This window comes from Hymenobacter lapidiphilus (genome assembly GCF_013377885.1).
GTDB lineage: Bacteria > Bacteroidota > Bacteroidia > Cytophagales > Hymenobacteraceae > Hymenobacter > Hymenobacter lapidiphilus.
Map to the genome: position 1 here is coordinate 1 of NZ_JABKAU010000045.1, position 18,500 is coordinate 18,500.

An 18,500-nucleotide genomic window follows, 5' to 3' on the forward strand; every position below is an offset into this window, starting at 1 on the left:
GGGGATTTGCCCTCAAACTCCTGCTGTTCGTCTTCACCCACACCCTCGCCCAACTCGGCGCATAGGCCGCAACTTAGGTTATCTAAAGACCGCCTTAACTTTTTCGTATTTTTGCGGTTGACTTCTCAAACCCCAATATATCATGGTAGAGACCAAGACGACGACGGCCTACGTGCCCTACAAAGTAAAAGATATGAGCCTCGCCGAATGGGGCCGTAAGGAAATCCGTTTGGCCGAGGCCGAAATGCCCGGCCTGATGGCCCTGCGCGAGGAGTACGGTGCCAGCCAGCCCCTTAAGGGTGCCCGCGTGGCCGGCTGCCTGCACATGACTATCCAGACTGCGGTGCTCATCGAAACGCTCACCGCCCTTGGCGCTGACGTAACGTGGTCGTCGTGTAACATCTTCTCGACCCAGGACCATGCTGCTGCTGCTGTTGCTGCGGCCGGCATCCCGGTCTATGCCTGGAAGGGCATGACGGAGGAGGAGTTCAACTGGTGCATCGAGCAAACGCTGTTTTTCGGCGAAAAGCGCGAGCCGCTGAACATGATTCTCGACGACGGCGGCGACCTGACCAATATGGTGCTCAACCAGTTCCCCGAGCTGGCTGCTGGCATCAAAGGTCTGTCGGAGGAAACTACGACCGGCGTACTGCGCCTGCTCGACCGTGTAAAGGCCGGCACGCTGCCCATGCCCGCTTTCAACATCAACGACTCGGTTACCAAGTCGAAATTCGATAATAAGTACGGCTGCAAAGAGTCGGCCGTAGATGCTATCCGTCGGGCTACCGACGTGATGATGGCCGGCAAAGTGGCCGTGGTTGCTGGTTACGGCGACGTAGGAAAAGGTACGGCTGCTTCGCTGAGCGGTGCCGGTGCCCGCGTCATCGTTACCGAAATAGACCCCATCTGCGCTCTGCAGGCTGCTATGGACGGTTACGCGGTAAAGAAGATGGAGAATGCTATCAAGGAAGCCGACATCGTGGTAACTGCTACCGGCAACTGCGATATTATCACCGAAGCTTCGTTCCGCGCCCTCAAGGACAAAGCCATTGTCTGCAACATCGGCCACTTCGACGATGAGATTGACATGGCTTGGTTGAACAAGAACTACGGCGACACCAAGGATACCATCAAGCCTCAGGTAGACCTCTACACAATCGAAGGCAAGGAAATCATCGTGCTGGCTGAAGGTCGTTTGGTAAACCTGGGCTGCGCCACTGGCCACCCTTCGTTCGTAATGTCGAACTCGTTCACCAACCAAGTACTGGCCCAGCTGGAGCTGTGGCTGCACGCCGATCAGTACGAAAACCAGGTGTATACCCTGCCCAAGCACCTCGACGAGAAAGTAGCCCGTCTGCACCTCGCTAAAATCGGTGTGGAGCTGGAGGAGTTGAACCCGCACCAAGCCAAGTATATTGGCGTGGATGTGGAAGGCCCCTTCAAGTCGGACCTGTACCGGTATTAAGCCATCCGGATTTTCTGGAAGCTAAAAAACCCCGCTCGGCACTGCGCCGGGCGGGGTTTTTATTTGCTCGATATGCACTTTTTTTACTCACCAAAAAACTCCTGGCCCACTAGCCGCTCGGTTTCCTGCCAGAGTTGCTGGGCTTTGGTGGGCTCAGTGAATTCGTGTTTTACTGGCTTGGCCAGCTGCTTATCGAAATAGCCGCCGCTTACCTGCCCGCCGATGGGGGCAGTGGCCAGAAATACGCTGGTGCGGGCACCTTCTTCGGTGGTGAGCAGGAAAGGGGCTGCCAGCCGGGTAAACAGGCTGGTGAGGCCGCCGGAGGCCGAGCCGAAGCTGCTGGCCACCACGCCGGGATGCAGGCTGTTAGTAACAATGGTGTCGATATCCCGCGCCCGCAGCTGCCGGGCCAGCTCCTGCGTGAAGAGGATGTTGTAGAGTTTGGTGTTGCCATACTGCCGCCACGCACTGTAGTTTTCCTGCTGGTTGAGGTCGTGTAGGCGCGGCTTAGCCATGCGGTAGCCCTCCGACGCCACGTTCACGATCCGGGCCGCTTCGCTCCGCTGTAGGGCTGGTAGTAGCAGGCTGGTGAGCAGAAAAGGACCAAGGTGGTTGGTGGCCAGCGTCATTTCGTAGCCGTCGGTCGAGGTTTCGCGCTCCTTGCCAAAGATGAGCCCGGCGTTGTTCACAAGCACATCGAGGCGGTGGTAGCGTTGGATGAATTCCTCGGCCGCCCGCCGCACCTGGCCCAGGTCCGACAGGTCGCACAAGAGCACATCTACCCGCTGCCCTGACGCCGCCAGTTGCTGGAATTCCTGACGCACTTGTGCGGCCTTGGCAGCGTCGCGGGCCAGCAGGATAACGTGGTAGCCCCGGCGCACCAGCTCGCGGGCGGTTACTTTGCCGATACCGGAAGTTGCGCCCGTAACGAGGGCAATCTGTTCAGAAGCTATAGTAGTCATGGAATTAGTAGTTGATTGCCCGGCTATACGCGCCGGCTGCGGGGCAGTTCATTTCAGCACCGCCCAAATCATCCGATATTTGCCCCACTATGCCCGCTGCCGTTCCGCTGTCCGTCGTCATCATCACCTTCAATGAGGAAGCCAATATTGCCCGATGCCTTGAAGCCGCCCGCCCGGTGGCCGCCGAGCTGTTGGTGGTGGATAGCTTTTCTACAGACCGCACGGTAGAAATATGCCGGGAGCTGGGGGTGAACGTGGTGCAGCATGCCTTCGCAGGCTACGTCGAGCAGAAAAACTATGCCACCGCACAGGCGTGCCACGAGCATGTGCTCCAACTCGATGCCGACGAGGTGCTGACGCCGGAGCTGCAAGCCAGCATCCGGGCGGCGCTGGCCAATTGGCAGGGTGGGGGCTACACGTTGGCCCGCCTCACCAGCTACTGCGGCCACTGGGTGCGCCACGGCGGCTGGTACCCCGACCGTAAGCTGCGCCTCTACGACCGGCGCCTGGGCTGCTGGCAGGGCCTATTGCTGCACGAACACTACGAATTGGCTACTGGCCAACCCGCGCCGCTGCCCCTGGCCGGCGACGCGCTGCACTACTCCTACACCTCCGTCGAGCAGCACGTGCAGCAGCTTAACCGCTTCACCAGTATTGCTGCCGAGGAGCTCTGGCTGAAGAACAAGCGGCAGGTTTCCATTTTCCATCTGGTATTGAAGCCGCTCTGGAAATTCGTGCATGGCTATGTGCTGCGAGGTGGCTTCCTGGATGGTTTCGCGGGCCTCAGCATTGCCGCTATTTCGGCCTGGGGCGTATTTCTGAAGTTCGCCAAGCTCCGGTACCTAAGTGAAAGCGAGAGAATGCTAAGCAAGTAGCTGACACAATAAAGCTGGACAGTAAGAACGACGCTAACAGCCATCAGCTGAAAGCTAATAGCCCCTCAAAATGAGCCGCACCTTCCTTATCAGCCGTACCGATGCCATCGGCGACGTGGTGCTCACGCTACCGGTGGCCGGCCGACTGAAGCAGTTGTTTCCGGGATGCCGGGTGCTGCTGTTGGGCCGCAACTACACCCGCGCCGTAGCCGAAGCGTGCCCCTGGCTGGATGATTTTGTGAGCCTCGACGAATTGCAGCAAATGCCGCCCAACCAGCAGGTGGCCACCCTGCGTGCTGTTGGGGCCGATACGATACTGCACGTTTTCCCCAACAAAGACCTGGCTCGGCTGGCGCTGTTGGCGGGCATTAAGGTGCGCATTGGTACCCGCAACCGTTGGTTCCACTGGCTCGGTTGCAACCGGCTGGTGAAGCTCAGTCGCAAAAACTCCGAACTGCACGAAAGCCAGCTCAACCTGGCCTTACTGGCTCCGCTGCACGAATCGGACCCTCTGCCGCTATCAGAAGTAGCCTCCCTGGTGAAGCTGACGCCCACCGTATCCCTACGTCCCGATCTGCAGGAGTTGCTGGCGGCCCGCGAGCCCGGCCAGCTCAACGTGGTGTTGCATCCGCGTAGCCGGGGTAGCGCCCGCGAGTGGGGGCTGCCCCATTTCGGGGAGTTGGCCCGCCTGCTGCACGAAGCCGGACACCGCGTGTTTATAACTGGCACAATGGCCGAAGGCGAGGAATTGCGCGAATGGCTGACGGAAAATCAGCCCTACATTCAGGCCGAACTCACCGGCCAGCTGGCCCTGCCCGAATTCATTGCCTTCCTCGCCGCCGCCGATGGGTTGGTGGCTGGCAGCACCGGCCCGTTGCACCTAGCCGCCGCGCTGGGCCGATACGCGCTCGGCCTCTACCCGCCCATCCGCCCCATGCACCCCGGCCGCTGGGCCCCGCTCGGGCCCCATGCCGACTACCTCGTTTTCGACCGGCCCAACTGCCAGGACTGTTGTACTACGCCAGCGGCCTGTACCTGTATCAAAGCTCTGGGACCGGCATTGGTGCTGGCCCGCGTGCAGCAGTGGAAGCACCTGCCGTCGACAGGTTTGTAAGATGCACGTATCCGCTTATTGGTACAATCAGCAACCAGAGGCAATATCTTGCGTCTCGTCCGTACGAATAGCTGGCTGTCGATGACCCCAGCCAACTACCGGAGGCCAAATCAGTGTGTTTCCGCGCCGGGCCTTAGCCTGCCAACCAAACCGAATGCCCACTTACGAATCTGTTTCTTCAATACCTGAGCCCGCTGGCTGGAAAAGCTGGTGGTACTCTGGCCGGCTTTCGCAATACCTGCTGCTGCTGGCCTGCGTGGCTGGGGTGGTGGGGCTGATGGCTTCGCGGGCCTTGGTAGCACTGGCGCCGGTGGTGGGGGTAGTAGCGGCGCTGGCCAACCCGCACATACGCCAACAGGTGCCCCAATGGCTACGGCTACGCACGGTATGGGCCCCGGCCGGCCTGTATGTGCTGCTGATGCTCAGTGGCCTCTACACCCACAACTGGCCCGAATGGCGGCACGAGCTGTTTCGGCAGCTGCCCTGGCTGGCCGTGCCCCTGGTATTTGGGCTGGCCGTACCGCTCACGGGTCGGCAACGGTTTGGGGTGGGTAGCTTGTTTGTTATGGGCTTGGCGCTTATTGGGGCGGCCACCGTGGGGCAGTACCTACGCGACCCCGCTGCCGCCAACGAAGCCTTCCGCCTCGGTCAGAGTATGCCCTCTGTCACGCGCATCTTCCACATTCACTTTGGGTTGATGCTGGCGTTGGCAGCCTTCCTGGGGTTCCGGATGGCCCGGCAGCGGTACGCACCCCGCTGGCTGCGGGTGGTGTTGGGCCTGAGCGTGGTGGTCTGCGTAGCGGTACTGCACGTGCTGGCGTATCGCTCAGGGCTGCTGGCCGCTTACACGCTGCTGCTGGTAGAGGCGCTGCTGGCGCTGCTGGTGCGCCGCCGGTTCTGGCTGGGGGCCACGCTGCTACTGGCACTAGCTGCAGGGCCCTGGCTGGCCTACCACACGCTGGGCTCAGTGCGCGAACGGGTCAACAACACGCTCTTCGACCTCGAACAGTTCGAACTCCAGCACGACATCAACCACTTTTCTCTCTCGCGGCGGCTGGCCGCCTGGCAAACGGCCGTAGTAGTGGCCCGCCAGCACCTCCTACTGGGTGTGGGCCCTGCCGATGCGCACGCCGCCATGATGGACCAGTACGCCTGGCGCAGTTACGGGCTGCTGCCCGCCAACCGCGTGATGGTGCATAACCAATACCTGCACCAGCTGGTGGCGGGCGGCGTGGTGGGGCTGGCCCTGTGGCTGCTCGTGTTATTGGGGCCGTTAGGGCAACCCACCTTACGCCGGAATCCGTACGTGTACCGATTTGTGCTGCTATCGGCTGTGGCCATGCTCACCGATTCGCTGCTGGAGCTGCAAACGAGCTACAACTTGTTTGTTTTTCTTTATGGCTTTCTGATTGTGGCTGCTGAGCGCCGGCTCCGGCAGCCTCCCAAACCTTCGCCGGCGTAAAATGGTATAAACAGTATATTTGTCTGACCGCGGTTTTCGGCCCCGAAAACCACACTTTTTAGCGTCCATGAGCGATTCTCCCGAGCGGGTTCCTAAGTTGAGCAAAGAGGAAAAAGACCGGCGTTTCCAGGCCGAGCTGATGCCTGTGCTCGACCCCCTATACAACTTCGCCTTCCGCCTCACCCTCGATGAGGATGATGCAAATGACTTGGTGCAGGAAACTTATCTGAAAGCATATCGCTTCTTTGAGTACTTCGAACCGGGGACGAACGCCAAAGCGTGGCTGTTTCGCATCCTCAAAAACTCGTTCATCAACGATTTTCGCAAGAAAAGTAAGCAGCCTGCCAAGGTTGATTACAGCGAAATCGAAGGGTACTACAACTCCGAAGAAGTGGAGGCCGACTCTGACGCCGGTACTACCTCCTCGGACATGCGGCAGCAAGCCGTGCGCGACCTCATCGGCGACGAAGTGGCACGCGCATTAAACTCGCTGCCAGTGGATTTCCGAACGGTTATCATACTTTGCGACCTCGAAGGGTTCACGTATGAGGAAATGGCCAAGGTGCTCGACATCCCAATCGGTACTGTGCGTTCACGCCTGCACCGGGCCCGTAATTTCCTCAAAGAGAAACTCGACAAATACGCCCGCTCGATGGGTTATGGCACAAACGGAGCCACAGCCGACGACGAAGAAGACGAACAAGAAACGACCGACTAATTTCTTTCAATGCCAGGCAGTAGTTATGGAACCTACCTCTACCTCATCAACCAAACAGGCAGCCGCCACGTTTAGCGACGGCCCCGACTGTGACCGCGTGAATACTATTCTCGACCAAATTATCGTGGGGCAAGACCCTTCGGCGGAGGATGAGGACTATTTTGTTAGCCACGCCGAAGATTGCTCACCATGCTTTGACAGCCTAGAGAAACAGCAGGTTTTCATCGACTTCCTGACCCAAAAGGTGGTGCGCAGAGGAGCCCCGGCCGCACTTTCCCAGCGCATTCTTGCCCAACTTCAGAGAGAAATGGCCTAATTTTACCCGATGCAGGGTAAAATCATTGCTTTCTCCGCGCCTTCCGGGGCCGGCAAAACCACCATCGTCCATCGGTTGCTGGCCCGAATGCCAGAGCTGAGCTTCTCCATTTCGGCTTGCACGCGCGACAAGCGCGGCCGCACCGAGGCCAACGGCAAGGACTACTACTTTATCTCCGTTCAGGAGTTTCAGGAGAAAATCCGTCACGATGATTTCGTAGAGTGGGAAGAGGTGTACGAAGGCGCTTTCTATGGTACGCTGAAAGAGGAAATCGAGCGAATCTGGGAAAACGGCCAGCATTCGGTACTCGATGTCGATGTGAAAGGTGGCCTCAGCATCAAGGAGTTTTATCAGGACCGCGCCCTAGCGGTATTCGTGAAACCCCCCTCGCTCGAAATCCTGGAGCAACGCCTCCGCCACCGCGCCACCGACTCGGAAGCCAGCATCTCAGCCCGCTTGTACAAGGCCAATTTCGAGCTTACGTTTGAAGACCGCTTTGATGTGGTCATCACCAACGACGACCTCGATAAGGCCGTTGATGAAGCCGAGCGACTGGTGCGCGCCTTCATTACCGCCGAATCAGCCATTTTGTGAGCAGCCCCACCTCCGTTACCCCCTCGGGCCGGAAAGTGGGGCTGCTTTTTGGTTCCTTCAACCCCATCCATACCGGCCACCTGATTCTGGCCAATTTCCTGGCCACGCATACTGACTTGGCAGAAGTCTGGCTCATCGTGTCGCCCCAGAGCCCTTTCAAGCAACAGGTCGATCTGCTCGATGAGCAGGCGCGGCTAGCCTTAGTAGCCAGTGCTATTTCCGGCAACGAACGGTTGCGCGTACTCGACATTGAGTTTCGCCTGCCCAAGCCCAGCTATACCATCGACACGCTCGACCAGTTGCGGCAGCTACATCCGGGCCAGGAGTTCGTGCTGCTCATGGGTGGCGACAACGTAGCGGGCCTGCCGCGCTGGAAAGCCGCCGACCGGCTGTTGGCCGAGGTAGAAATCTACGTGTACCCGCGCCCCGGCTATACCCTGCCCGACCCGCTGCCGCCTGCTGTACGCGTGGTAGAGGCCCCGCTACTCGATATTTCGGCCACCTTCATTCGTCGCTGCCTGCGCGAGGGCCTCTCGGTCCGCTACCTGCTACCTGACGTAGTGGAACAGCAGATTCGGGAGGAAGGGTACTATGCTTAGAAGGGATATTTCAGCAGTGCTTACCAAGAAGTAAGAGGGGAGACTTTTGTGCTACCGACCCAACTTGGCCGGTAGCACAAAAGTCTCCCCTCTTACTTCTTGACACTCACTTCTAAAATCAAATCGTCATTATCTCCGTTTCCTTTTTGCTCAGCACCTCATCTACTTTGCTGATATAGGCATCGGTGAACTTCTGAACTTTGGCTTCGGCATCCTTGACGGCATCTTCCGAAGCGCCATCCTTCTGTAGCTTGCGCAGCGACTCGTTCACGTCTTTACGGATACCCCGGATGCGTACCTTGCCACCTTCCGACTCCGATTTGGCCTGCTTCACCAGTTCGCGACGGCGTTCCTCGGTCATGGCCGGGATGTTTAGGCGTACGCCCTCGGCATCCGACTGCGGGTTGAGGCCTAGGTCGCTGTTTTTGATGGCCTTTACAATTTCGCCCACCATATTTTTCTCCCAAGGCTTAATATACAGCGTACGGGCATCGGGGGCCGATACGTTGGCCACGTTGCCCAGCGGAGTAGGCGTACCGTAGTAGTCTACCCGCAGCGAATCGAGCATGGCCGGCGAGGCTTTGCCGGCCCGGATGCGCGAAAATTCTACGGTCGTGTGCTCCAGGGCCTTGCCCATCGACTCTTCGGCCTCATCGAGGTAAAACTTTATTTCTTCGTCCACTTCGGAAAAATTAAGTGTTGAAAATTAGGGATTGATAGGTTGACCGGCCGTGGCGAAACTACGCCGATGGAGTATCAGTTTCGCCACGGCCGGTATGAGGGAGTTGTTCTAGGCGTCGGCGTTGGCTCCGTGCATACTCACGAGCGTACCCACGCTGTCGCCGCGCAACAGGCGCTGCAGGTTGCCTTCCTTGTTCATATCGAAAACGATAATCGGCAGGTTGTTTTCCTTGCACAGCGTGAAGGCCGTCATGTCCATCACGTTCAGCTTCTTGTCCATCACCTCATCAAAGCTGATGTCGGCGAAGCGCTTGGCTGTAGGGTCCTTCTCGGGGTCAGCGGTATAGATGCCGTCCACACGGGTACCCTTCAGCACCACATCAGCCTCAATTTCGATGGCCCGCAGCGAAGCGGCCGAGTCGGTAGTGAAATAGGGCGAGCCGATGCCGGCGCCGAAAATAACGACCCGGCCCTTCTCGAGGTGGCGCATAGCGCGGCGGCGGATGTACGGCTCACACACTTGTTGAATAGTGAGGCCCGAAAGCAGCCGGGTGTTCACGCCCAGTTTTTCGAGGGCGCTCTGCAGAGCCATCGAGTTAATAACCGTAGCCAGCATACCCATATAGTCGCCCTGCACGCGGTCGAGGCCGAAGGCTTCGGCCTGCACCCCGCGGTAGATGTTGCCACCCCCGATAACGACGGCCACCTGCGTGCCTGTTTCGGCGGCAATCTTGATTTCCTCAGCGTACTGCATGAGCCGGTTGGCATCGATGCCGTACTGCTGCTGGCCCATCAGGGCCTCGCCACTCAGTTTCAGCAGAATTCGGTTGTACTTCAAGGCAGTGAGGAGATAGTTGAGTAAGAAGAAAAAGGGGCCGAATGGCTAAGCGAACTGAATCAATACCTGGCCCTTGGTTACGTTGTCGCGCAGACTTACTTTGATGGCTGCTACCACGCCCTCGCCGGGCGCTTTCAGGATGTTCTCCATTTTCATTGCCTCCAGCACCAGCAGCGGGTCGCCCTTCTGCACTGTCTGGCCTGGTTCTACGCGCACGTCCACAATCAAGCCCGGCATGGGAGCTTTCAGCTCATTGACTTTGGTGCTGACGGCCGCGCTCAAACCCATCTTATCAAGCAGCAAATCGAGGCGGTCTTTGGCCTGTAGCTCCAGCCGCTGCCCATTCAGCTTCAACACCACAGTTTTGGTGGCGTAGTCGATTTCCAGCAGCTCAGCAGTGTACGAACGGTTCTGATACAGCACATGGTAGCGGCCGGCACCAAGGGCCGTGAGGTCCCAGGCAAAAGGCTGGCCATCGAGCGTAACGGTACCGGCTGGCTGGTAGTCGACTTCCTGCGAAGGCTGGCCGGCTGCGGCTAATTGGATTTGCAGCATATGAATAGGGCGGGAGTGAGGCAGAAAAGGGCTTAAAGATAGGTCAAATCTGAAATAAATTCGGAACTTCACCAACCATTACCCTAGTGCCTTATTACATGAAATACCTATTTCTCGGTATTCTTTTTCTGTGGCTGCCGGCTCAGTTACCAGCTACTGCTCAGGCTGCTAAGCCAGGACGCAGCGGTGCAGTCAGCCCGCATTCGCCCGCCCGAAAAGGGCCCGATACTGCGCCTTATCTGGCACCCACCACGGCACCGGTGCCCAACTGGCTACCCGACCAGACCCGCCCGCAGCAGCCTTCGGCTACTATTCTCCACAACCTAGTAGACACCAAGCTCGACCTGCGCCCCGACTGGAGCCGGCAGTGGTTGCAGGGCACGGCTACGCTCACGCTCCGCCCGCATTTCTACCCGCAGTATCAACTGGTGCTCGATGCCAAAGGCTTCGATATTAAAGGCATAGAGCTAGTGAGCGCGGGCCGAAAGGGCCGCGACCTGAAGTATACTTACGATAAGAAGAAGCTCACCATCACCCTCGACCGCACCTACCAGCGCACCGAGCAATACCAGGTGCGCATTCAGTATGTGGCCAAGCCCAACGAGCTGCCCAAAGGCGGTGGGAGCGAGGCCATCATCGACGACAAGGGTCTGTACTTTATCAACCCGCTCGGCACCGAGAAAGGCAAACCGCGTCAGCTCTGGACCCAGGGCGAGACAGAGGGCAGCTCGTGCTGGTTTCCGACCATCGATCGGCCCAACCAGCGCATGACACAGGAAATCAGCCTGACGGTGGAAACCGACCAAAAAACGCTGTCCAACGGCCTGCTCGTATCGTCGCGCCGCAACGCTGACGGTACCCGCACTGATACCTGGAAACTCAGTCAGCCCCACGCGCCTTACCTGGCCATGCTGGCCGTGGGCGATTTCACCGTCGTATCGGACTCCTGGCGCGGAAAGGCAGTGGACTATTACGTGGACCCTGCCTATCGGAACACCGCCAAGCAGGTGTTTGGCAACACCCCCGAAATGCTGGAGTTCTTCTCCAAAAAGCTGGGAGTCGACTATCCGTGGGAGAAATATGCACAGGTAGCCGTGCATGATTTTGTGTCGGGCGCTATGGAAAACACCACTGCCTCCACCTTCGGGCAGCAGCTGGTGCAGTTCACGCCTCGCGAACTGGCCGATGTCCCCTACGACGGTTCAGAATCGGTTATCGCCCACGAGCTGTTCCACCAATGGTTTGGTGATTATGTGACCAACGAGTCGTGGGGCAACCTGCCGCTCAACGAGGCCTTTGCCGATTACGGAGAGCTGCTCTGGGCCGAGCATAAATATGGCCCCGATGCGGCCGCTCTGGTGCAGCGTAACAAGCTGCGCCTCTACCTCGAAGAGGCCCAGGTGAAGCGTGAGCCGCTTATCCGTACCAGCTACAACAACCACGAAGATCTGTTCGACCGCCACTCTTACGACAAGGGCGGCCGGGTGTTGCACATGCTGCGCAACCTCATCGGCGACGATGCTTTCTTCGCTTCGCTCACCCGCTACCTCAACCAGAACAAACTGTCGGCTGTCGAACTGCCCAAGTTGCGCACTGCGTTCGAAGAAACGACCGGCGAGGATCTGACGTGGTTTTTCGACCAATGGTTTCTGCAGCGCGGGCACCCCGAGTTGCGCGTAACCCATAGCTATGAGAACAGTGCCGTGGTACTGCGCGTGCGGCAAGTGCAGGACACCATTTACCAGCCCGTATTCCGCTTGCCCGTAACGGTGGCTGTCTGGAGCGGCAATCAGTCCACGGAGCATCGCCTTGTCATCACCAAAGCCGACCAAACGTTCCGCCTGCCTGCACTCCAGCGCCCGTCCTTGGTTAAGTTCGACAATGAGGGAACATTGCTGGCTGATATCGACCAAACGCAGTCCCCTGAGGAATTGCAGTTCCAGCTCAGTCATGCCCGCGGCTATCTTCAGAAAGTTGAGGCCATAGAAGGGCTGAAAAGCAAGTCGGGTGATTTGCTGGTTAGCTCGGCCTTCCGTAATGTCCTCACCGACCCCTTTTGGGCCACCCGCGTGGCTGCACTCGAAGGCCTGCGCCGCTACCGCGGGGCCGAGGGCAGTGTGGTCCGTAAAGATTTGCAGCAGGTCGCCCTCAACGAGAAGCATGGCACTGTGCGGGCCACGGCCATCAACGTGTTGTCATCGTTTGCCAACGAGAGTTTCGCCAGTGTCTACGAATCTGCTCTCATCGACAGCTCTTATTTGGTATCTGCCGCCGCCGTTGATGCCTTGGCCAAATCGCCCGCGCCCACTACCCGCGCCCAAGTTGCCAAGCTGCAGAAAACCCGTAATCCGGCGTTACTCAAGTCGCTGTCCGGCTTCTACGGCCTCAACGGCACCCTCGACGATTACGACTGGTTTCTTCAACGCAGCCAGGACGCACAGCCCGAGGTACTATATGTATTGCTCGAGAATTTTGGCCGCCTCATGAACCGCATCCCGCCCGTAGAGCGCGAGAAGGGCCTTCAGCGGCTCGAAAATCTGGCTCGCAGCCATCCACAGCTCTACGTACGCTTGGGCGCCTACAAGGGGCTTAATGAGTTAACCGGAAGCATGCCCACTCTCAAAACCACCCTACAGGATATCCGGAATAAGGAGAAGGATAGCAACCTGAAAGCCATGTACAGCTTGGTGCAATAATTTTTTTCACCCCGACTACCGGCAGAATTACGCTGCTTTAGTCTAGGAAGTCAGCCGCTTAGCCCAACGACGACGATTCAGGCCGTTCAAAAAGTTAGCCAAACCAAAACCTTTTTTCACGCAGGGCTTGACTTACACCAGAAACCCACTAATTTTGCAACTCCAATTCGAGAAAAAGCGACTCCGGTCCACGAATTGGAATGGGCAGGTTTCACGTAAACGGCGTTGAAACCATATAATTGGGGGTGTCGCATAGTGGCAATTGCGGCTGACTGTAACTCAGCTCCTTCGGGTTCAGAGGTTCGAGTCCTCTCACCCCCACATTTTAGTTTATAAGTCGGGAAGTTCGGAAAACAGAAATGAGCCTGCTACTGCAGCGTCCGGTTTCTGAGGTCTGAACTTCCCGACTTGCAAACTTCCTCCGCGGGAGTAGCTCAGTTGGTAGAGCGGCAGCCTTCCAAGCTGCAGGTCGCGAGTTCGAACCTCGTCTCCCGCTCGCAGCAACAATGCGCCTGGTAATAGTTTGCGCCAGCATAGGCTGGCAAATATTATTCTCCTGTCGTACCTTTGCCCCGGTTACGCGCCAGCGTGCTAAAAAAGTACCAGCCGTTTTAGCTCAGTGGTAGAGCACTTCCTTGGTAAGGAAGAGGTCATGGGTTCAAATCCCATAAATGGCTCAGAATTACGAGTACCAACGGGGCAGCGCGACTGCACCGTTTTGGAACTGTCAGCCAAGTAAAGCGACGTGCAGTCCCTGGTCAAGCAGAGCTGTGTTTCGCTTTCTTCTGTATAGTTAGGTTTTAAGTCGCGTTTTCCCTTCTCACCTCAAAATTCCTCTAAATCTCTTTACAATGGCTAAAGAAAATTTTGACCGGTCCAAGCCGCACGTAAACATCGGCACCATCGGTCACGTTGACCACGGCAAAACCACCCTCACTGCTGCCATTACCCAGGTATTGGCTAGCAAAGGTTTGGCTGCCAAGCGTGACTTCTCTTCGATCGACAATGCTCCCGAAGAAAAAGAGCGTGGCATCACCATCAACACTTCGCACGTAGAATATTCTACCGTTAACCGTCACTACGCTCACGTTGACTGCCCCGGTCACGCTGACTATGTGAAGAACATGGTTACCGGTGCTGCCCAGATGGACGGCGCTATCCTCGTGGTAGCTGCTACCGACGGCCCAATGCCCCAGACTCGTGAGCACATCCTGCTCGCTCGTCAGGTTGGTGTTCCCCAGCTGGTGGTATTCATGAACAAAGTTGACATGGTGGACGATCCAGAGCTCCTCGAGTTGGTGGAGATGGAAATCCGTGAGTTGCTTTCGTTCTACGACTTCGACGGCGACAACATCCCCGTAATTCAGGGCTCGGCTCTGGGTGGCCTGAATGGCGATGCCAACTGGGTTCCCAAGATCGAGGAGCTGATGGATGCTGTTGACTCCTTCATTCCGATTCCTGCTCGTCTGACCGACCTGCCCTTCCTGATGCCTGTTGAGGACGTGTTCTCGATTACGGGTCGTGGAACGGTTGCTACCGGTCGTATTGAGCGTGGCATTGTAAACTCGGGTGAGCAGGTGGAAATTCTCGGCATGGGTGCTGAGAACTTGAAATCGACTGTAACCGGCGTGGAGATGTTCCGCAAAATTCTTGACCGTGGTGAAGCTGGCGACAACGTTGGTCTGCTGCTCCGTGGTATCGAGAAGGAAGCCATCCGTCGCGGTATGGTAATCTGCAAGCCAGGTTCCGTTAAGCCTCACACCAAGTTCAAGGCTGAGGTGTACGTACTGTCGAAAGAGGAAGGTGGTCGTCACACTCCGTTCTTCAACAACTACCGTCCCCAGTTCTATTTCCGCACCACCGACGTAACCGGCATCATTATGCTGGGCGAGGGTGTAGAAATGGTAATGCCCGGCGACAACGTAACTATCTCGGTTGAGCTGATCAACTCGGTAGCTATGGAGAAAGGCCTGCGTTTCGCTATCCGTGAGGGTGGCCGTACGGTAGGTGCTGGTCAGGTAACTGAAATAACCGAGTAGTTTTCTTGCGGGAAACTGCTGAAATAAGACAATCCGCCTTCGAAATTTTCGAGGGCGGATTTGTTTTGTCTAAAGAGTTACCTACATTTGCAGTCCCAATCCGACTTCAGGTCTGAAAGGAACGCATCCACGGGCGTAGTTCAAGGGTAGAATAGAGGTCTCCAAAACCTTTGATGGGAGTTCGAATCTCTCCGCCCGTGCCACCAGATTGTCCGGCTGCTTCGGCAGCCGTTCTTTTATTCACTTTCACCAGCAGGTCCTGTAGCATGAGCAAGCTGACCAACTACTTCCGGGAAACATCGGACGAGATGCGTTACAAGGTAACTTGGCCTTCGCTGGAAGAACTGCAGAAGAGTGCTGGCCTTGTGCTGCTCGGCTCGTTGATTTTCGCAGTTGTGGTAGGCGTGATGGATGTGATTTTCAAAGAGGGCTTAGAGGCCTTCTATAACTCGTTCGTTTAATCGGCACAGACGCGACTAAAATGGGCGAATTGAAATGGTATGTAGTTCGCTCGGTGAGCGGACAGGAGAAGAAGGCCAAAACCTACCTCGAAACCGAAATTGGTCGTCACGGCCTCTCGGAATTAGTGCCTCAGGTACTGATTCCGGTGGAGAAGGTGTTCGAAATGCGTAACGGCAAGAAGCGCGTGCGTGAGCGGAACCTGTATCCCGGCTACATTATCATCCACGCCGACCTGACCCACGGCGAAGTCGACCACATTATCACCAGTACCCCGGGTATCATCGGCTTCCTCTCCGATAAGGAGGGTAAGGCGGCTAACCAGAACACGGTGCCTGTGCCGCTGCATATTTCGGAAGTAAACCGCATCCTCGGCATCGTCGATGAGTCGGAGGAGCAAGCCGAAACGTTGGAAACTCCTTACGTGGTGGGTGAACTGGTTAAAATCGTAGACGGTGGTTTCGCCGGTATGTCGGGTAATGTGGCCGAGGTATACGAAGACCGCAAGCGTCTTAATGTAATCGTGAAAATATTTGGCCGTAGCCAGCCCATGGAGTTGAGCTACACTCAGGTCGAGAAAGAAATAGAGTAGTAGTCAGTCACTGGCAACTACAATAACACGTCATCGGTTATCCGCTCCGGGCCGGTGGTGCTTCCACTTCGGAGCAATTGAAAAACTGAGGATGATGCGAGTTACGTCGTGGCATCCGAAGCCTTAGAAACCAAATGGCCAAGGAAATTAGAGGTTATCTGAAGCTTCAGATAAAGGGAGGCGCTGCGAACCCCGCACCGCCGGTTGGACCTGCACTTGGTAGCAAAGGCCTTAACATCATGGAATTCTGCAAGCAGTTTAATGCTCGCACCCAGGATAAGGCCGGCCAAGTTTGTCCTGTTCTCATCACCATGTACACCGACAAGTCGTTCGACTTCGTGGTGAAGACCCCACCGGTGCCCGTTCTGCTGAAGGACGCCGCCAAGCTCCAGAGCGGTTCGAAAGAGCCTAACCGGAACAAGGTTGGGTCGGTTACGTGGGACCAGGTTCGCACTATTGCCGAAACCAAAATGCCCGACCTGAACGCCTTTGAGGTGGAGTCGGCCATGAAGCAGGTTGCCGGCACAGCGCGGAGCATGGGTATCACCGTGTCAGGTGCTTCTCCTTTCGCTGCATAATTTAAACAACGGAAGACATGGCAACTAGCAAAAAACGCAAGGAAGCCCTTGCCAAGCATGACCTGACCGAAATTCGGACACTGGTTGATGCGGCCAAAGTAGTGAAGGATATTACCTACACGAAATTTGACGCTTCAGTAGATATCGACGTTCGTTTGGGTGTTGACCCCCGCAAAGCCGACCAGATGGTGCGTGGCGTTGCTACGCTGCCCCACGGCACTGGCAAAACCGTTCGCGTTCTGGCTCTCGTAACGCCCGACAAAGAAGCCGAAGCTACTGCAGCTGGTGCCGATTTCGTTGGTCTGGACGACTATATCGCCAAGATCGAGAAAGGCTGGACTGACATCGACGTAATCATCACCATGCCGGCTGTTATGGCCAAGGTGGGCCGTCTGGGCCGCGTATTGGGCCCCCGTGGTCTGATGCCAAACCCCAAGTCGGGTACGGTTACGACTGATGTTGCCAAAGCGGTGCAGGAAGTGAAGGCTGGTAAAATCGACTTTAAAGTCGATAAAACCGGTATTATCCACTGCTCGGTTGGCAAGGTGTCGTTCGACGACCAAAAGCTGGCTGAAAACGCCATCGAGGTAATCCAGACGCTGCTGCGTTTGAAGCCTTCTTCGGCTAAAGGCACCTACATCAAGAGCATCACGCTCTCGAGCACGATGTCGCCCGGCGTACCGGTCGACACGTCGGTAACTTCCGCCTAACCTTAATCAACACGACGTATGATCCGGGAAGAAAAACAAGCCCTCGTCGACGAGTTGAGCGAGAAGTTTCAATCGCACAACGCGTTCTACATTGCCGATGCTTCGGGAATGTCGGTGGCGAAAATCAACGAATTCCGCCGGCTGTGCTACAACCGCGGCTTGGAGTTCAAGGTGTATAAAAACACGTTCATCCGTAAGGCTCTCGATACTCTCGAGGTAGACACAACGGAGATGGACGCAGCACTGGTAGGCCAGTCGGGCATCCTGTTCTCGAAAGAGTCGGGCAACGCTCCGGCCAAGCTGATTCAGGACTTTCATAAGGCGCAGAACTACAGCAAAACGGCCGTTGTTCGCCCAGCCCTGAAAGGTGCTTATGTAGATGCTGGCATCTACATCGGTCACGATCAGCTCGGCACGCTTGCTACGCTGAAAGGTAAGACGGAACTCATCGGTGAAATCATCGGTCTGCTCCAGTCGCCTGCCAAAAATGTTATCTCTGCTCTGTCGAGCGGCGGTACCAAGCTGGCTGGTATCCTCAAAACGCTTTCCGAAAAAGAAGAGGTTGCAGGCTAACCACTGCTCATCTTTTTCAAGTTTAGTGTTGAGTAGCTAGTAGTGAGTAACCAGACGACAGTCTTTTATCTCCTTGCTAAGTACTCAGTACCCAATACAAATTTTCTTCAACAACCCCCTTTTTAACAATCTACAGAAATGGCAGATTTGAAAGCATTCGCCGAGCAGCTCGTTAGCCTGACGGTAAAAGAAGTAAACGAACTGGCTACTATCCTGAAGGACGAGTACGGCATCGAGCCAGCAGCAGCTGCTCCGATGATGATGGCTGGCGGCGGTGGCGCTGCTGCTGACGCTCCTGAGGAGAAGACGGCATTCGACGTAATCCTGAAAGCTGCCGGTGGCCAGAAACTGGCTGTTGTGAAGCTGGTGAAGGACCTGACCGGCCTCGGCCTGAAGGAAGCCAAAGAACTCGTTGACGGTGCTCCAAAGGCCGTTAAGGAAGGTGTTTCGAAAGATGAGGCCGACGGCCTGAAGAAGCAGCTGGAAGAGGCTGGTGCTGAAGTAGAGATTAAGTAATCTCTGCGGCCCGCTCTAAGAGCCAACAAATTAGGAGAGGCCTGGCAACTAAGCCAGGTCTTTTCCTGTTTGTAGGCAACAAACTAGTCGGAAGTTCGTTAACGCGCCGCTTTGCGGCTTTTCGCGGCTACGGATGGTCCAGCGCAAACTGCTACTAG

General features: G+C 56.6%; 20 protein-coding genes and 4 tRNA genes. 20 read left to right on the top strand and 4 right to left on the bottom strand.

The genetic code is table 11. The annotated features are described in order from the left end of the window. Positions 1 to 142: 142 nt before the first annotated feature. Complete coding sequence (ahcY, locus tag HW554_RS17520; RefSeq protein WP_176909869.1) at positions 143 to 1,465, top strand: adenosylhomocysteinase; 1,323 nt, start codon at positions 143 to 145, stop codon at positions 1,463 to 1,465. 83 nt (positions 1,466 to 1,548) lie between these two features. Here ahcY and HW554_RS17525 read toward each other — a convergent pair whose 3' ends face one another. Next, on the bottom strand, positions 1,549 to 2,427 hold the full coding sequence (locus HW554_RS17525) for an SDR family oxidoreductase (RefSeq protein WP_176909870.1): 879 nt from the start codon (positions 2,425 to 2,427) through the stop codon (positions 1,549 to 1,551). Positions 2,428 to 2,516: 89 nt separating this feature from the next. On the opposite strand from HW554_RS17525, the gene HW554_RS17530 reads away from it, so the two are divergent. The 7 genes from HW554_RS17530 to nadD all read left to right on the top strand — a co-directional run bounded on the left by HW554_RS17530 (position 2,517) and on the right by nadD (position 8,105). Next, complete coding sequence (locus HW554_RS17530; RefSeq protein ID WP_176909871.1) at positions 2,517 to 3,302, top strand: glycosyltransferase family 2 protein; 786 nt, start codon at positions 2,517 to 2,519, stop codon at positions 3,300 to 3,302. Between the two features lie 70 nt (positions 3,303 to 3,372). After that, positions 3,373 to 4,416: a glycosyltransferase family 9 protein gene (locus tag HW554_RS17535; RefSeq protein WP_176909872.1), complete on the top strand. Its 1,044-nt coding sequence runs from the start codon at positions 3,373 to 3,375 to the stop codon at positions 4,414 to 4,416. Positions 4,417 to 4,570: 154 nt separating this feature from the next. Then, positions 4,571 to 5,878 carry an O-antigen ligase family protein gene (locus HW554_RS17540; protein WP_176909873.1) on the top strand — a complete coding sequence of 436 codons (1,308 nt, stop codon included), beginning with the start codon at positions 4,571 to 4,573 and terminating at the stop codon, positions 5,876 to 5,878. Positions 5,879 to 5,945: 67 nt separating this feature from the next. Continuing rightward, entirely contained in the window at positions 5,946 to 6,596 is a 651-nt protein-coding gene (locus HW554_RS17545; RefSeq protein ID WP_176909874.1) for a sigma-70 family RNA polymerase sigma factor, read from the top strand. A 25-nt stretch (positions 6,597 to 6,621) separates the two neighbouring features. Further along, positions 6,622 to 6,912 carry a hypothetical protein gene (locus tag HW554_RS17550; protein ID WP_176909875.1) on the top strand — a complete coding sequence of 97 codons (291 nt, stop codon included), beginning with the start codon at positions 6,622 to 6,624 and terminating at the stop codon, positions 6,910 to 6,912. A gap of 9 nt (positions 6,913 to 6,921) precedes the next feature. Then, on the top strand, positions 6,922 to 7,506 hold the full coding sequence (gene gmk, locus HW554_RS17555; RefSeq protein ID WP_176909876.1) for a guanylate kinase: 585 nt from the start codon (positions 6,922 to 6,924) through the stop codon (positions 7,504 to 7,506). Beyond that, the gene (gene nadD, locus HW554_RS17560; RefSeq protein WP_176909877.1) at positions 7,503 to 8,105 is read left to right on the top strand and encodes a nicotinate (nicotinamide) nucleotide adenylyltransferase; all 603 of its coding nucleotides are present in this window, start codon (positions 7,503 to 7,505) and stop codon (positions 8,103 to 8,105) included. The genes gmk and nadD overlap by 4 nt, the downstream gene beginning before the upstream one ends. 118 nt (positions 8,106 to 8,223) lie before the next feature. Here nadD and frr read toward each other — a convergent pair whose 3' ends face one another. The 3 genes from frr to HW554_RS17575 form a co-directional block, all read right to left on the bottom strand. After that, positions 8,224 to 8,787, bottom strand: a complete 564-nt coding sequence (gene frr, locus HW554_RS17565) for a ribosome recycling factor (protein WP_176897741.1) — start codon at positions 8,785 to 8,787, stop codon at positions 8,224 to 8,226. 108 nt (positions 8,788 to 8,895) lie between these two features. Next, entirely contained in the window at positions 8,896 to 9,624 is a 729-nt protein-coding gene (gene pyrH / locus HW554_RS17570) for a UMP kinase (RefSeq protein ID WP_176909878.1), read from the bottom strand. Positions 9,625 to 9,669: 45 nt separating this feature from the next. Beyond that, positions 9,670 to 10,179 carry a biotin/lipoyl-containing protein gene (locus HW554_RS17575; protein WP_176909879.1) on the bottom strand — a complete coding sequence of 170 codons (510 nt, stop codon included), beginning with the start codon at positions 10,177 to 10,179 and terminating at the stop codon, positions 9,670 to 9,672. A 98-nt stretch (positions 10,180 to 10,277) separates the two neighbouring features. Here HW554_RS17575 and HW554_RS17580 point away from each other — a divergent pair, with 98 nt between their 5' ends. From HW554_RS17580 to rplL, 12 genes are all read left to right on the top strand, one after another. Then, the gene (locus HW554_RS17580) at positions 10,278 to 12,875 is read left to right on the top strand and encodes a M1 family metallopeptidase (protein WP_176909880.1); all 2,598 of its coding nucleotides are present in this window, start codon (positions 10,278 to 10,280) and stop codon (positions 12,873 to 12,875) included. A 241-nt stretch (positions 12,876 to 13,116) separates the two neighbouring features. Next, positions 13,117 to 13,196 (top strand) — tRNA-Tyr (locus HW554_RS17585). Between the two features lie 102 nt (positions 13,197 to 13,298). Next, positions 13,299 to 13,371: transfer RNA gene (locus HW554_RS17590), tRNA-Gly, on the top strand. A 109-nt stretch (positions 13,372 to 13,480) separates the two neighbouring features. Then, positions 13,481 to 13,552 (top strand) — tRNA-Thr (locus tag HW554_RS17595). 174 nt (positions 13,553 to 13,726) lie between these two features. Next, positions 13,727 to 14,914, top strand: coding sequence for an elongation factor Tu (gene tuf, locus HW554_RS17600; protein ID WP_176897733.1), 1,188 nt, complete (start codon positions 13,727 to 13,729; stop codon positions 14,912 to 14,914). Between the two features lie 129 nt (positions 14,915 to 15,043). After that, positions 15,044 to 15,117: transfer RNA gene (locus tag HW554_RS17605), tRNA-Trp, on the top strand. A 63-nt stretch (positions 15,118 to 15,180) separates the two neighbouring features. Further along, positions 15,181 to 15,375: a preprotein translocase subunit SecE gene (secE, locus tag HW554_RS17610; RefSeq protein WP_116939115.1), complete on the top strand. Its 195-nt coding sequence runs from the start codon at positions 15,181 to 15,183 to the stop codon at positions 15,373 to 15,375. Positions 15,376 to 15,395: 20 nt separating this feature from the next. Further along, positions 15,396 to 15,965, top strand: a complete 570-nt coding sequence (gene nusG, locus HW554_RS17615; protein WP_176909881.1) for a transcription termination/antitermination protein NusG — start codon at positions 15,396 to 15,398, stop codon at positions 15,963 to 15,965. Positions 15,966 to 16,099: 134 nt separating this feature from the next. Next, positions 16,100 to 16,543, top strand: coding sequence for a 50S ribosomal protein L11 (gene rplK, locus HW554_RS17620; protein ID WP_116939114.1), 444 nt, complete (start codon positions 16,100 to 16,102; stop codon positions 16,541 to 16,543). A 17-nt stretch (positions 16,544 to 16,560) separates the two neighbouring features. Then, positions 16,561 to 17,253 (top strand): 50S ribosomal protein L1, encoded by a 693-nt coding sequence (gene rplA / locus HW554_RS17625; RefSeq protein WP_092767950.1) that lies wholly within the window; start codon positions 16,561 to 16,563, stop codon positions 17,251 to 17,253. Positions 17,254 to 17,271: 18 nt separating this feature from the next. After that, complete coding sequence (rplJ, locus tag HW554_RS17630; protein WP_176909882.1) at positions 17,272 to 17,826, top strand: 50S ribosomal protein L10; 555 nt, start codon at positions 17,272 to 17,274, stop codon at positions 17,824 to 17,826. 138 nt (positions 17,827 to 17,964) lie between these two features. After that, entirely contained in the window at positions 17,965 to 18,342 is a 378-nt protein-coding gene (gene rplL, locus HW554_RS17635) for a 50S ribosomal protein L7/L12 (RefSeq protein ID WP_176909883.1), read from the top strand. Positions 18,343 to 18,500 lie beyond the last annotated feature (158 nt).